Origin of the sequence: Paenibacillus thiaminolyticus (assembly GCF_003591545.1) — a bacterium.
Classification (GTDB): domain Bacteria; phylum Bacillota; class Bacilli; order Paenibacillales; family Paenibacillaceae; genus Paenibacillus_B; species Paenibacillus_B thiaminolyticus_A.
In genome coordinates this window covers 37,788-52,370 of sequence record NZ_QYZD01000022.1, presented here as the reverse complement: position 1 = coordinate 52,370, position 14,583 = coordinate 37,788, and the positions used below count along the sequence as shown (strand labels likewise).

Here is a 14,583-nt window from a genome sequence, read left to right as displayed (position 1 = left end):
ATGTCACTCCTTCTTCTTGTCTGTTCTCCTCGCCAGCCACTCCTGGATGAGCAAATTCATATTGCGGCTCGCTTCCTCCACGATGATCTGTCCCGCCTCAAGGGAGCACTGCCGAATGCGGCCGGTATAGCCATCCCACCCTTGCGGAGTTCCTTCAACCAATACATAGGGCACAGGACATAAGGGAGAACCTGCATCGAATTCCAGATCCGATTCCTGTACGGTTACCATTTCCGGGCGAAAGGCCTTGACGACAGACATTTCGTACGGTCCCCCATGTCCACGGCCAGCCGTTCCTTGAAAAAGCCCCATCCGCTGCGTGAACTCGACACTCGCCATCTGCCACCAGTTGATCAAAAGAAAGCTTGCGTCAGGATAGGTACCTGTCACCTGCTCAGCTGCGGTACGGGCTGGCCCCATATTGGCATCGTGTGCGTTCAGCAGCACGATATGGCGGATGCCGAGCCGGCAAATGCCTTCCACGACATCGGTGAGATAGTCGATAAAGACCGTAGGGCGAACCGGGATCGTGCCCGAATAATGCCGAGTCTTGCCGGGGCAGGCCGAGAACGGAACGGCCGGAAAGATCAAAGGATGCAGGGAAGGGTCAATCCGCTCCGCAAAGCTCTCCGCCAGGATCGTATCCGTCCCGAGCGGCGCATGCGGACCATGATATTCCACCGAGCCCAACGGGACGACGGCGAACCGCGTCTCCCTTGTCACTTCCTCGATGTCCCGCCCATGAACTCCGATTGCCTTCACTTGCTTTGCACCTCCTCTTTTGAGCGAAAATGGGAGAGGGCCCCGAAAGGAGCTGAAAGCTGGAGCTGTTCTCTTCCGCAACGAAAATTGGATGGTTGCTCGTGCTGCCGTTCTCTCGCGGAAATCCGTCCGAGTTGACGGCTTATGATGCCGTCTGTTCACGATAATCCGTTCGGGGCCCTCGCCGATGGTTCCATGCTGCGCAGATAGCCATATCCGGTTGACCGTTGTCAAGCAAGCTATCAGCCTGCTATCAGGCAACTATCGAAGCCGCATGGTTGCGAATGTGTGTACCGCTTTCCTATTGATGCTGGCTAATCATATTGACGAACATCCGTATGGAGCCCGGAACGAGCGCCGGAATCTGGCGGTACCAGACCAGGGAGCTGTACGTATACACCCCTTTGCCATAATGTGCGGTCAGGAACGTGCCCGTGAACTCCTTCTCCCCCGGGTCGCCGTTCGAGATGAGCGCCGAATACTCTTGGCCCCAATGCGACGGATTGTAGGCGGAGCGATCTTGAATCCAACCGTTCCAATCCTGATCCGTAATCTTGTTCGGCGTGTTGAATATCGGGTGATCCGGCGCCAGCATCGTCACCTTCGAATTCTCATCCGTGACGCGCCACTGAATCAGCGGCGTTCCGATCGTAATCGGATACGGAGCCAGCTCCGACGACCATTTGTCCTCCGGCTTATGATACTGGACGACCAAATTGCCGCCATCCTTGACATAGCTGAGCAGGCGCTGATTGCTCGGAATCAATTCCGGGCGGAAGGCGTACGCGCGAATGCCCAGCACGATCGTGTCATATTGGGACAGATCGCCGGATTCGATATCCTTCGCATCGAGATTGACGACATCGACGCCCGCCTGGCGCAAATATTGATCGATGTTGTCAAAGCCGCTGGACACGTAGCCGACCTTTAATTGGTCCGGCACCTTCAGATCGAAGGCCTGGATGCTGAGCTCCGCCGGCTGTACCAGATACGTCCTGCCGATATGAGGGTATTCGATCACCTGTGCCCCCTGCGTGCTAAGCACGGTGCCGTTCTTCGCTATCGCCTTCACGGAAAAGGTACCCGGCGCCACGTTCGATCCCGCCTTGACCGTAAATGCAGCGGATTTCGTTTCGCCCTTGGCGGCGAAGCTTAGCTTTTCCACGGCCGGCTCGACGTTCCAGCCTTCCGGCACGTTCAGCGACACGGACGCCTTGGAAGCGCCCGGCGTATAATTGCGCACGGTCACCTTCACCGGAATCGGTTCTCCCGTCCGCAGCGTATTCAGAATCGTTGAGCTTGGGCTTAGCGTCATCGAGTACGGCGGCAGCACGGCGACGGCGTTCTGCAGCGTAACGTCCAGCGTCGTGGCGGTGCCGTAGGCCTCATACTCGACCTGTCCCTGGAATACCGCAGGGTTATAAGGCTTGAACAGCGGTGCGTTCGCAGGAACTGTCACCTCGAACACGACGGATGCCGTCTCGTTGTAGCCCAATTGCTCGAAGCGGGCCGCTCCGGCCGGCGACGCCTTCCAGCCTGCGGGGACGCGAAGGCTTAAGTTAACGTTGCGCAAGGTCGTGGAACCGCCGTTGAAGGCCGAGACAACGACCTTCGTCGTCTGGCCCGCCACCAGTTCACTTTCGGCCGGCTTGACCTTCGCCACGATAGATGCCGCTTCCATGCTGGCCGTATTCAACTGCGCTTCCTTGACCTGAAGCCGGTGAAGCAGATCCTCCTTGGCTGCCGCCTCCAGATCGGATGCTTTGACGTCGGCCAGCGCGGTCTGTACATTGGCTTTCATCTGATGGACTTGCTTCAGAACGTTGGGGAAGCTCGGGTAGTCGGCAATCACTTGATTCGCGTCCTTGTGGAGGATTCGCAGATTGCGGACGACCTTGCCCTTGCTGTCTGTGCCCTTCGCCTCGATCTCTTGCGCCAAATCCTCGAAGGTGAAGGCGATGCCGTCGAAGAAATCAGCCTCTTTCTCCTTGGATGTGACCGTGCTTAGCTCGAGCTTGTAATACTTGCTGAACAGTTCCCCTTGTACGGGGCCTTCGTCATACACCCTGCCCATGCCCTGGCTTCGGTGCATGAAGCGGGATTCTTCTCCAAGCTGAAGATACGAGGCGCCGTAGATTTCATTGTATTCGCCGATCGGCGCATTCACGCTGTAATCCTTGGAGTTGGCCGGCACGTACAGCTTCTTGATTTGCCAGGGTTGAAGCCCCTTTTTCAGATGCTCAGGAAAAATGTCCGGATTCGCCGCATCCTTGAATGCCCTGACGGTAAGCACATTGATCGCGCGGTGATGTCCGTGCGTGGAGGCTTCGTTCAAGAACGAAGGAATGATGACATCCGGGCGCAGCTCGCGAATTTGCCGAATCAAGCGCTCGTAGACGACCGAGTCGCCCCATTGCTCCAGCGTCTCCTCCACGCTCTTCGAAAAGCCGAAATCGTAGATCGGATCGTCCAGCTTCTCGCCAAGTATCCCTAACGTCACGTTGGTGATGCGGGATGCTTCCTGCAGCTCGCGGGTCCGAATGACGCCGAGGGCCTGCCCCAGTTCGCTCCCGATCTCGTTCTGCCCGCCTTCCCCCCTGACCGCGATGACGCTGGAGGTGTTCACGCCTCGCCCCAAGGACAGGTAGGCCAAGGTCGCGCTGTGCTCATCATCGGGGTGAGCCCCCGTGTTCATGGCGCTCGCGATCGTCGTCAATGGCCGAATCGCCTTCCACAGATCGGCTATCCCGCGATCCGCATGCACGGGTTGGGCTTGTGCGGCTAGCAGGGTGCTGCCCGCCAGCACCACGCTCATGACCATGGAACAGAACCTCCAAGCTGACTTGCCTTTGATCATCAAATCCCTCCTCATAATGGTGGATTGTTTGTCAGCAGGGAATGGCCTGTTCCCCACTGCATATCATCACGTGGATGCGAACCCCTAGGTGTTCCCACGAAATGACCGTCTGTTCAACTAACCGCCCGTTACATAGCTGTGCTGTCCCCCGTTATTTTGCGCGAAATGAAGAGCACAATGATGATCAAGGAAATTTGGAGCACGCCGTACGCGCAAGCGGTGCCGAATTCGAACGAATACATCCGTTGAAAAATTTCGACGGACAACGGAGTGCTTTTGGCGGTAAAGAGCAAAATGGAAGATACAAATTCCCCAATGCCCTGCACGAACGCGAGCAGGGTTCCCGCCAGAATCCCGCTTAACACCATCGGGAACACGACCCGCCGGAAGCTGTACCACCACGATGCGCCCAGATTGCGCGCCGCCTCCTCGACCGATGCGTCCATCTGGATCAGGGTAGCGGAGGTGGAGCGGAACACTAACGGCAAATGGCGGACGAAATACGCCAACGGAAGTATCCAGAAGCTGCCGATCAACACCTGATTGAAGCTGAATACGGTGGGCTCGCTGAAGGCGGCGATCAGGTTGACCGCGACAACCGTGCCGGGCAAGGCCCACGGAAGCATTATCAGCGTGTCAAGCAGCGTTTTTCCCCGAAAGGACAAGCGAACCATCGCATAAGCGGCAGCGACGCCAAAGATCACATTGCCGATGGTGGCCACGAAGCTCATCTGGAAGCTGTTCGCAATCGGCCGCCACGTTTTGCTGTCGGTGAACAGCTTCACGTAATGGTCCACCGTATATTCGGGAGGCAAAATTTGCGTCGTCCACCTGCCGTCCGCCGAGAACGAGATCAGAACGAGCACGAGAATCGGAAGCATCAGCACGATTACCCCTGCGATAGACAGAAGCATGGCGACATATTTGCCCGCGGCGCTCTTCACTTCCGTCCGATGCACGCTGACCCCCTTGCTCATGTTCTGGTAATTGCGCAGGCCCTGATACCAGCGCATGACGAGCAGGAACACGATCGACACGACCGAGAGGATGGTGGACTGCGCTGCCGCCATATCGAGATTGCCATTCGTCCGGGACAAATAAATCTGCATCGTCATCGTCCGCTCAATGCCGAAAATAAGCGGAGCCGTATAGGAAGCCATCGCGATCATGAACACAAGCAGCGACGAAGCGACCAAGGCCGGGGTCAGCATCGGCAAAATAACGCGCCGCCATATGTAGAGCCGTCCCGCGCCGAGGCTGGCCGCCGCCTCTTCCAGCGACGGATCGAGATTGCGAATCGCCGACGATGCCGTCATGTAAAAATACGTATACATCGTGAACGTATGGACGACGAGCACGCCCCAGATGCCTTTTAACGCAAACGGCACCTGTTCAAGCTGAACCAGCTCCTTGAGCGCCCTTGGAATAATGCCGCTTTCCCCATAGAGAAACGTAAACGACAGCACGCCGACGAGCGGCGGCAAGGCCATCGGCACGAGCACGAGGACGGCCAGGATTTTGCGGCCGGGGAATTCGTAGCGTTCCAGTAAAAAGGCCATCGCAACACCGACAATCGCGCAGGTGATTACGCTTAACACCGAAATATAGATGCTGGTCCAGAGCGCTTCCAGATTGGAGGTATGCTCCAGGCTAAAAAAACGGGCATAGTTGTGAAGCGAGAGTTCATCCTCTGCCTGAATGCTTTGTATAAACGTCTGGAATAGCGGATACACGACATAAGCCAACAGCACCAAAAACAAGGGCGCGACCAGGACATAGACAAAATACGGTGACTGCGTAATGGAAATGGGCCTGAATGGAGCAATTCCCGGTTTCCTCGGTTTTATGTTCCGCTTCGTTATCATCGTTCATCCCCTCTCTATCCCAAAAAATAGATGCTTTCTTTTGGAATAAACAAGGAAATGGCTTCCCCTCTTCCGCGCACCTGATGCCCTTGATTGACGAACATCGCCTTCAATTGCCGCCCCGCCGCTTGCGACACATAGTTCACGCTCACGCCCGTAAATTCGGAGATGACCACGCTGCCGTGAACCACATTGTCCGTGGGCTCTCCCGGCAGCGATTCCCGGATCGATTCCGGACGGATGGACATCGTGACGCGCTTGCCCGCTTCCAGCTTGCAGTCCGGCGAAGCATTCGCAGCCAGCCCCGTGAGGACAAGATCCGGAGCGATGCGGATGGCCGCTTCTCCGTCTTCGATTCGCTCCACGGTTCCTTCCCACAGATTGGATTCCCCGATAAAAGACGCGACAAACTGGTTGATCGGGCGGTTATATATTTCCTCCGGGCTCCCTATCTGCTGCACCACGCCGCCCTGCATCACCATAATCCGGTCCGACATCACCATCGCTTCGGCTTGATCATGCGTGACATAGATCGTCGTGATTCCGAGCTCCAGTTGAAGTCTTTTAATTTCGATTCTCGTTTCTTCTCTCAGCTTCGCATCCAGATTCGATAACGGCTCATCCAGGAGCAGAATTTGCGGCTCGATCACCAGCGCGCGGGCCAACGCTACCCGCTGCTGCTGGCCGCCAGACAATTGATCGATGCGGCGGCTGCCGTACGCCTCCAGGTGAACTTGCTTCTGCGCGCGTTCGACGCGCTGCACGATGTCGGATTTCGCGACCTTTCTCACTTGCAGCCCGAATGCGATATTTTCGAACACCGTCATATGCGGGAACAACGCATAGTTCTGAAACACCATGCCCGTATTTCGTTTGTTCGGGGGGAGTGTCGTCACATCGTTGCTGCCGAACAGAATGCGGCCCTCGCTCGGATAGTAGAAGCCCGCAATCATTCGCAGCGTCGTCGTCTTCCCGCAGCCGCTCGGCCCAAGAAAGGTGAAGAACTCCCCGGGTTGAATCCGGACATGAACGTCCGCGACTCCCTTTACGTTTCCGAATTGTTTGCTCACATGATCCAGGTTGACCTCTATCAAGTTGCTTGCCCCCTTGGTAATGTGCTCAGGCGGAGGAACCCCCGCCCGAATGCCTTAGTTGGACCCTTTGCCCTTGATGCTCTCATCCCAATGCTGCATCCATTCCTTCTCCTTCTCCGCCATAACCGCCCAATCCAGCGGCAGCGGCTTCAACTCCAGTCCTTGCAGCCATGCCGGGAGCGTCTCCTTGCTAATATCCGTTCGCGTCGGAATCTGATATAGCTTCTCCGCCAGCTCCACCCGCAGGTTGGAGTCGAACAGGAATTCGTAAAATTTCTTCGCTGCTTCCATGTTCTTGGCGCCCTTGACTATGCCGACCCCATCGACCAGAATCGGCGCGCCGCTGGCCGGATAGATGAAGTCGAACGGCTGCTTCTGCAATTCCTTCTGGATCATGATATCCTGCAGATTCCACAGCGACAGCGTGCCTTCCTCGCGCGCCAGCTTCAGATACAGGTTGGTTGGATCCTGGGCGTATTCCTTCGTATTGGCGTCGAGCTTCTTCAGCCACTCATAGCCTAAGGCAGGATCGTTCGCATCTTGACGGTAGATCATGGCCGAATATATCGTTCGCATCGTTCCGGAAGCGAGCACGCCGCGAATAATGATTTTCCCTTTGTATTGGGGCTCCAGCAGGTCATCCCAATCTGGGGGCGCTTCTTCTTTTTTCAACGCCGCGGAGTTGTACATAATCACTTCCGGCAGCAGCATTTCGCCATACCAGCGATCCTCGTTGTCTTTGTACAGTTCCGGAATGCTGTCGGCGAAGCTCGGCTTCACGCTGTCGAGCAGCCCTTCATCCGCCGCCGTCATTAAGGCCGACTGCGTTCCGCCCCACCAGAAGTCCGCCTGCGGGTTCGCTTTTTCCCCGCGCACGCGCTCCAAAATTTGCTGCGCCCCCATCGTAAGAACCTCCACCTCGACCTCCGGATGCTTCTCCTCGAACTTCGGTATGATTTCCTCGACGACGTTTTTGTCCCGCGCCGTATATATCACGAGCTTCTGTTTCTCAGTGCCGTTATTTCCCGAGGGCTGGCCGCCTTCGGAAGCGGTGCTGCCGCTGCAGGCCGTCACCAACAGCATGACCATGCTGAGAAATGCCCCTATGAACCACTTGAGTGACTTTTTTGTATGCACCATCATTTACCTCCCTATAAAATCGAATTTTTTGTTTGTATGAAAAATTCTTCTTTTTCATACATCTTTGATCTGTTACAAAATAACTTAAAAGTTAATTAATAGTATTTCTTATTAATAAAAGCTCGCTGGAAATTATCAAAAAAAAGCCCGTCGCAGTCTCGGTACCTATTCAACTTTCATATCTAGCGGCTATCCCTTCAGAACTTTTTTTGGAATCTTGGTGTTTTTTCGCTGGGAGAGTTATCTTGAAGTTGCTGCTCTTCGTCATGATGAGGAATGTCTGAACCGCCCAAATGGAGGGCGGCAGGATGATGTGAAAAGAGCGGATAGAGTTGGTTGAGTACTACCTTTTTACATTTGAAGATGGTGAAAAAGCTTCAAGCGCGCAATGGATCGCCCCGATAAGTCCCGCCTGATCGCCAAGCGCAGCCATTTTGATCTCAGGAACGGAAGGTACCCAATCATTGAGCCATTGCCGGATGGCAGCGATCCCCTCGTCCCCGATATGCAGCATTTCTCCGCTCAGAATGAGCAGCTCTGGATCCATGACACTCGTAATATTGGCAATGCCATAGGTCCAGTGCCGGCACACGTCGTCGAGCAGTCTCCGGGCTCCTTCATGTCCGCGGCCCGCCTGATCGGCGATCTGCTTCATCATGCTCGTGTCCTCGTCAATCGCAGGAAGGACGCTTCTGGCTTTGTCGCGGATCGCCCGTACGGAATAATTCCGCTCGTATACGCCGTATTCTCCCTTGGCCTGCTTCCCGACGGGGCCGACGACCATATAACCAATCTCGCCGCTCGCTTCCTTGGCTCCGCGGTATAGCTGCCCGTCGATCATAATTCCGGCGCCGATTCCCGTACCCGCATACATATACACCAGATTGGAATGCCCGACCCCGATCCCCTTGTAATATTCACCGAGCGTCATCAGGTTCACGTCATTCTCAATCGCTACGGGCAGTCCGAGGACGGCCTCGATTTCGCGCTGCACCGGAAGCCCCATCCACCCCGTACTCGGAGCGTAGCTTACCGTTCCGGAGCTTCGCCGGGTAATGCCCGGCAATCCCAGCCCCATGCCAAGCAGCCATTCTTTGTGCAAGCCGCTCTCTTCAAGCAGGGCCGCCAGCCCTTGCTCCATGCTCTCGATGGCCGCTTCCCCATTCATCGGATGAGGCAGGCAAGCCGTGCGCTGGACTAGCAGTTCTCCTCGCAGATTAGCAATGGCCAATTGCAGGGTGCTGCCTTCGAACACCGCGCCGATAACGCCGTATGCTTGAAAGTTATATTCGAGCAGAATCGGTTTTCTCCCGCCCTTCGATTCTCCGAACCCCACTTCGTTGATTAACCCTTCCGCAATCATCTCATCAACCAAAGCGGAGACGCACGGACGGCTCAGCTCCGTTAATTTCGCCAAATCGGCTCTCGATACACGCGGGTGTTCTCTGAGCTGATGAAGAATTCCTTCCCGGTTCATCTGCTTCACCAGCTTGGCATTTCCCGTCTGGCCTCTGCTAATCAATTCACTCCCCCCTTTCCGCTAAGTTCGTAGTTTGTTAAAGTAATTAACAAAGTTTGGTTGCATCCATTCTATTGTATCCGCTTACAATATGTCAACCTTAATTTTTCAAGATCTGTAATTCTGTTCTTCTCTCGCCGTTCCTTGTCTGCATTTGTCTTCCCTTGCTTTCCCTTTGTCTTCCCTTTCCCTTACCTTCACCCGCAAGCTTCGACCCCCAGCGACCGGATCACCTCCTTTTCATCGATTCAGGTTCTTATGTAGTATACAAGATGCAGGAAAAAATGGGTGATCAACGAACAAAAATGGGAATTAGATTGCAACTGGTTCATAACTTCTATATTACTTCGGTTGATGGCGATGTCAATTCGCAGGTGATTTATAGACAGATTTAAAGACAGGGCGGAGGTAGAGCAAAGGCGAGCGAAGGCAGGTACCCGGGACACCCGATTGGGCAGAGCAGGTAGAAGCACGCCATATGCCCTATGCCCTATCCCATATTCTCTGATGGGCAACCATTTGGGCTCAGGTGCCCCGAAAATGCTGCAAAACTACATCTTTTCATAGACATCGATAATCGGAAAAGGGAATTCCTGCCTAGATGCAGGAATTCTAACCGTTATCGCTTGGATGTGAGCCAAAACGGGTAAAATCATGTAAATTTGCAGGAATTTCCTCGAACCTCCCCTTAGAAGAGGGAAAATACTGCACATTTGCAGTATTGCTGACCTAGGAGCTTCATCCCCATGTCCACCCAAGAAAAACTCGCCGATGACAACAAGTCACCGGCGAATTCGTCATTGCACGGCGGAAATGTGCTCTGTCTCGCCCCAGATCACGTCTCGTGAGCTTCCGCCGAAGCTATCGATAACATGGTCATCCGATGTGTCGGTATGCTCAAACACAAGCACGCAAATATGCTTGTCCTGGCGGTTGCCGCCCAATCTGGCAATGACGGGCGCTTGAGCACTCCGCAAAGCTTCATTGACAGGCTCGAGAAGCTCGGAAGTAAAAAGCTCCAGCCTCGTCGCATACGTTCCTTGGGGAATGCTCGCCTCGTACTCGACACCGTCCACCTGGAAATTCAGCGTGTTGTTCGTCCCCTTGATGACAATCGGTTCGGGATGCAGGGCCACCGAGCCCCATACCTGCGTTCCTCTTCTGCTCATTTGCTCATCCTTCCTCTCTGATCGTTCTCCTGTGCATGTTGTAGCTGATCGTGATCCTGATCATGCTGTCTCTGATCGTTATCCTGTTCATTTTTCCTGTTATCTTGTTCAAGTTGCTCGTTATCCCACTCATGCTGCCTCAATATCCCGCTCATGTTGCTCGTTATCCTTTTCTGTTGCTCGATATTCTGTTCATGTTGCCGCTGCTGCTGGTCCTTGGTTTTCAAAATCGCAATAATCTGCTTGATCTGCGGCGGCAAAGGCAGGCCAATCCGTCCGTAGTTCTCCGCAATGCTGATCACCTCATTGGAAATGTAAAACCATATCGCGCCGTACATGAGAAAATCGCTCTCAAGCGCCACATCGGCGCGATGGGCGAGAAGCACGACGACGAACATCAGGCCCTTTTTGGCGAGTCCGGCAAAGCCCTTCTTGCTGCTTAACCCGGCCTGCGGCATGCCTCTAGCAGCTTCCATGACGGAGGCAGCATAGCCGCTGATGTAATCCATAAGCGCCAACAGCGCCAAAAACTCAAGCAAGCTGCTCTCTCCCCCATACATATAGCTCATCAAGCCGCCGATGAATCCGATACTGCTGTTCACTATTTTTTCGTACACCCGATCCCTCCTCATCATCGACTGCAATCTCTCCTGAAAAAGAAAGGAGCCATCCGGTGAAGGACGGCTCACAATATGGGTTCCTGCTACAAAATATAATAATATGCGCCGCCTGCGCTGCCGACGGTAATGACACCATGCAAATCTCCCGCATCCCGCTGGCGGATCAGGGCTGCCGCGGCGCAGTCCTCCTCCCCAATGACTCTTGGGGCAAGATAGCCGTGAAGCTCCGGAACGCTGACCTGAAGGGCGGCCTCCACCTCATCAAAAGCGTGAACGACAAGGAAGGCTTTCAGCTCCGACGGCAGCTTAATCAGGATGGTACTGTCCAGCGTGTGTTCATGCTTCACATAGAGATACGTCTCGATCGAAGAAGCATGCTTCACGTCCACAGCGGCCGGAACCTCTGGGCGAGATGCCGCAAGCGAGGCATGATGATCCTCGTAGTGAGGAACCTCGATCTGGCCTGCCATCTCCCGCTCACCCAGCGCTCGAATCGTCAGCGCCGCATGCATATCCGGCTTGGATACGATTGCCCGGGAGCGGATATCCGAATTCCTCTCTTCCCGAACACTCAGGCTGGCTACTGTATCGTCGTAATGCTTATGATAGCGCGACACTTCCACATATGCAGTCAGAGCAGGGACAGAAGCCGTAATAGATGATTCCGGACCCTCGGATTCCTTCTTCATAACCGTAAGGGAGCAAGCCAGGCTTATGTTCGGATCAACCGTGATGCAAGCGGGCTTGTCCGGCGTGCTGGCCGCCATGATCACCCTTCGCTCGCTTGCCATGTTCTTGCGAATCGTGCAGCTTGCCTCCAGTTCCGGGTACTCCCGAATCGCTACCGTCACCGCTGCCGGGTGAACCGGCCTGGACACGAGCAGGAAGCCATCCTGCCATTCGAACATCGGATCGGCAGGCTGATGCACATAGAGAGTCGCTGTCCGATCATCCGCGCCGCGGTCGCTATGGACCGTAAGGCTGGCTCTCCGCTCGGAGCCTCCAACTCCGTAGACGAATACAGAGGCGTCAATCGCGCTTCTGCCGATGCTGTACACTTGGTTCGGGATATAGCGGAGCTGGAGCACGGGCGGCTTGTGAGATTCCCTCGTATAAAATGTGACCGCGTAATCGTCTTGCGTTTTCACAATAAAACCGTAGTTGTCCAGTTCCCCCTGAAGCCAGCGCTCGACGATGCGAAGCACATCCACCTCAATGCAGCGCTCAGCCGGGTGAAGCGTGTATTCATCTACGAGCAGCTCTACCGAATTGGGCTTGTTCGCGTGGGTAATCCCGAGCTCTCTCCAAATGCTGTGCGGCTGATGCAGCTCAATGCTCGTCCCGACCGGGAACGCGCCGGCATAATAGAGCTTCATCGTCGCCTTTTCCAAGCGGTACACATCGGGGAGCAATTCATTCAATGGGCCGAAATGAATAAAGGCCTCGAACGATTCATTGCTGCCCTTCCCCGTAACCATGCTCTTCATATCGCCGTAATTCAGCGTAACGAGCTCCGGATCGCTGCGGGTCGTCGAATCGGCGACCGGAGGCAGGCTGACGTCTTTGCGCGGCGTCTCCAGCAGCTCCACCCGTCCAACCATCCGGTTATGGGGCCGAATCTCGACCGATGCAGGCAGGTAGCTGGAAGCCACCGCTTCGATCGCGGCCGTCACATCCTCATTGCCCCGGTACTTGATATCCAGGACGGCCGGCAGCTCCGCCCCTCGCGGCACTCTCGCGGAGATTGCGGCGTCTATGCCCTCCTTCACCCGGGTTGCCGATACGAGAGCAGCTTCCACCTCGCTTCTTCCGGAGCCATACAAATAAAAAGCCCCTCTCATACGGTTGGAAGGGGATTTAACATGCAATATTCCATTTAGAAAATTCTCATCTTCGTGAATCGTAATTGTAATCACTTCCAATCTCATTGTATTGAGACTGTCTATATCCGATTGGCATAGGCCCGAATCTCGAAGCGGCCATCCGGCGTCGGCTTGGCGTCAATCTCTGTGGCAATCCGGACATAACATTCAACCGTGTCTCCTTGATGCAATACTTCACTGTACAGCAGACTATCGACGGGAATGAACGGGCTCGACTTCCGGGACAGCTCTATTGCGACGCCATCAGGCAGCGACTCATTGACCGTCTTCAACGTCAGGTTCGTAATCGAGTAGCCTAGCTGGTTTTTGACGACGACCTTCTGATCCAGACTGGTCTGCCCGGCAATCAGCATATCGAAATCCAAGTATTTCAGAATCCCGCCGAACGTGTCGGAATAATAATTCCCCGTCTCGTCCATGAACATCAAGCCGGAGTAAGTGCCGATGAACTTCGTCTCCCAAGACTCGGTCTCGCCCCAATAATCTTGATATTCGACGCGCAGCTTATTCTCCTGATTGAACACAACATCCCGCTCCGAGATCGTCAGGTTAATATCGACCGGAGAAGCGGCCAGGCGCGTGAACTCCCCGTTGGCCGGGAAGTAAGGCTTATCATTCAGCAGAACTCTGTACTGAACCTTGCCCTTATCGGCATCATCCAAGCGGCCGGTTAATTTATTGCCCGTCAGCTTGAGCTCAATCGATGCCTTCGTATTCAGGAGCGATAGCGACAGATCCTTGACCTTAACGTCGTCCAGAGCAGACCTCACCACCAACCGCGAATAATCCAGCTTCACTTCCTCTTCGCGATGGATGCTGTCGTCCAAATAATAGCCAATCCGAAGCTGGCTGCCTTTATCTTGGAAGTGAGCCTCTTTAATTTTGGCGAGCGCTTTGAAGCTCATGCCCAACTCACGCACCTTCACCATATCGGCCGCATTCACCGATTTCCATCGTCCATTCCGGAACACTTCCCACGTCACTCCGCCATCGAACGACAAAATAAACTGGCATCGACCCTCATACGCCTGCACAGGAAGCTGATTCGCAATGATAGCGAGCAAGCTGCCATGCAACTCAAAATCGGCTGGCTGCACGACAAGCTGCTCGAACGGCAAAGCCTTCATGTCGATGCGCAGGGGGATGTCCATATACGTCTCGGTAAAAGACTTTACCTTATTGCCCTCCGGCACGTATGTCACGATTTCGACTGCGGGAGAGTGTTGGGCCAACTCCTGCCATGCCTCCTGCGGAATGATGGAAAGATCGGTCATGCCGTGTTGAGCGAAGGTTTTTTCATTAATGGTGGGTTCAAGAACACTTTCCCATTCGCCTGTAATATTTCCGCCATACAATTTCAATTCGTTAACGTCTGTATAATGTGTAAGCCCATTGTTTGCAGTCCAATTCAAACGATACATTTTAAAAGATTTCTGATTATAAATGTAGTAATATTTATCTGTTATTGTTGTACTCCAAGTTTGATTCTTTTGCGTGTCTAAAATATACCAATTAACGCCATCATCACTTCCTTCAAACGTCCAATCTTTTGGCATAGCATTCAAAGCACCAGATGCTGTCATACTCCAAACAGCATATCTCTTAATGACTGTTGGTTTATCAAACTCGTATCCTAAAAAGCCAACTCCACCACTTCCACTTTTAGATGCATAA

Annotated in this window: 10 protein-coding genes; all 10 read right to left on the bottom strand. The window is 54.2% G+C overall.

Going from position 1 to position 14,583, the window contains the following annotated elements; all coding sequences use genetic code 11:
- Positions 1-3 precede the first annotated feature (3 nt).
- The 10 genes from DQX05_RS20765 to DQX05_RS20720 all read right to left on the bottom strand — a co-directional run bounded on the left by DQX05_RS20765 (position 4) and on the right by DQX05_RS20720 (position 14,141).
- Positions 4-762, bottom strand: a complete 759-nt coding sequence (locus tag DQX05_RS20765) for a creatininase family protein (protein ID WP_119795392.1) — start codon at positions 760-762, stop codon at positions 4-6.
- Positions 763-1,063: 301 nt separating this feature from the next.
- Entirely contained in the window at positions 1,064-3,619 is a 2,556-nt protein-coding gene (locus DQX05_RS20760) for an NEW3 domain-containing protein (RefSeq protein ID WP_119795391.1), read from the bottom strand.
- A 128-nt stretch (positions 3,620-3,747) separates the two neighbouring features.
- Positions 3,748-5,484, bottom strand: a complete 1,737-nt coding sequence (locus DQX05_RS20755; protein ID WP_119795390.1) for an ABC transporter permease — start codon at positions 5,482-5,484, stop codon at positions 3,748-3,750.
- A 14-nt stretch (positions 5,485-5,498) separates the two neighbouring features.
- Positions 5,499-6,578 carry an ABC transporter ATP-binding protein gene (locus DQX05_RS20750; RefSeq protein WP_119795389.1) on the bottom strand — a complete coding sequence of 360 codons (1,080 nt, stop codon included), beginning with the start codon at positions 6,576-6,578 and terminating at the stop codon, positions 5,499-5,501.
- A gap of 54 nt (positions 6,579-6,632) precedes the next feature.
- Entirely contained in the window at positions 6,633-7,721 is a 1,089-nt protein-coding gene (locus DQX05_RS20745) for an extracellular solute-binding protein (protein WP_397335797.1), read from the bottom strand.
- Between the two features lie 340 nt (positions 7,722-8,061).
- Entirely contained in the window at positions 8,062-9,240 is a 1,179-nt protein-coding gene (locus DQX05_RS20740; protein ID WP_119795387.1) for an ROK family transcriptional regulator, read from the bottom strand.
- 794 nt (positions 9,241-10,034) lie between these two features.
- On the bottom strand, positions 10,035-10,406 hold the full coding sequence (locus DQX05_RS20735) for a hypothetical protein (RefSeq protein WP_119795386.1): 372 nt from the start codon (positions 10,404-10,406) through the stop codon (positions 10,035-10,037).
- Positions 10,403-11,023, bottom strand: coding sequence for a phage holin family protein (locus DQX05_RS20730; RefSeq protein WP_259392148.1), 621 nt, complete (start codon positions 11,021-11,023; stop codon positions 10,403-10,405). The genes DQX05_RS20735 and DQX05_RS20730 overlap by 4 nt, the downstream gene beginning before the upstream one ends.
- An 86-nt stretch (positions 11,024-11,109) precedes the next feature.
- Positions 11,110-12,849 carry a DNRLRE domain-containing protein gene (locus DQX05_RS20725; RefSeq protein ID WP_182914841.1) on the bottom strand — a complete coding sequence of 580 codons (1,740 nt, stop codon included), beginning with the start codon at positions 12,847-12,849 and terminating at the stop codon, positions 11,110-11,112.
- Between the two features lie 119 nt (positions 12,850-12,968).
- Positions 12,969-14,141 (bottom strand): hypothetical protein, encoded by a 1,173-nt coding sequence (locus DQX05_RS20720; RefSeq protein ID WP_147385216.1) that lies wholly within the window; start codon positions 14,139-14,141, stop codon positions 12,969-12,971.
- Between the last annotated feature and the right edge of the window lie 442 nt (positions 14,142-14,583).

Excerpts from the sequence above, each read along its gene's own strand:
- DQX05_RS20760 (WP_119795391.1), bottom strand. The coding sequence starts at position 3,619 with ATGATCAAAGGCAAGTCAGCTTGGAGGTTCTGTTCCATGGTCATGAGC.
- DQX05_RS20745 (WP_397335797.1), bottom strand. The coding sequence starts at position 7,721 with ATGATGGTGCATACAAAAAAGTCACTCAAGTGGTTCATAGGGGCATTT.
- DQX05_RS20755 (WP_119795390.1), bottom strand. The coding sequence starts at position 5,484 with ATGATAACGAAGCGGAACATAAAACCGAGGAAACCGGGAATTGCTCCA.
- DQX05_RS20735 (WP_119795386.1), bottom strand. The coding sequence starts at position 10,406 with ATGAGCAGAAGAGGAACGCAGGTATGGGGCTCGGTGGCCCTGCATCCC.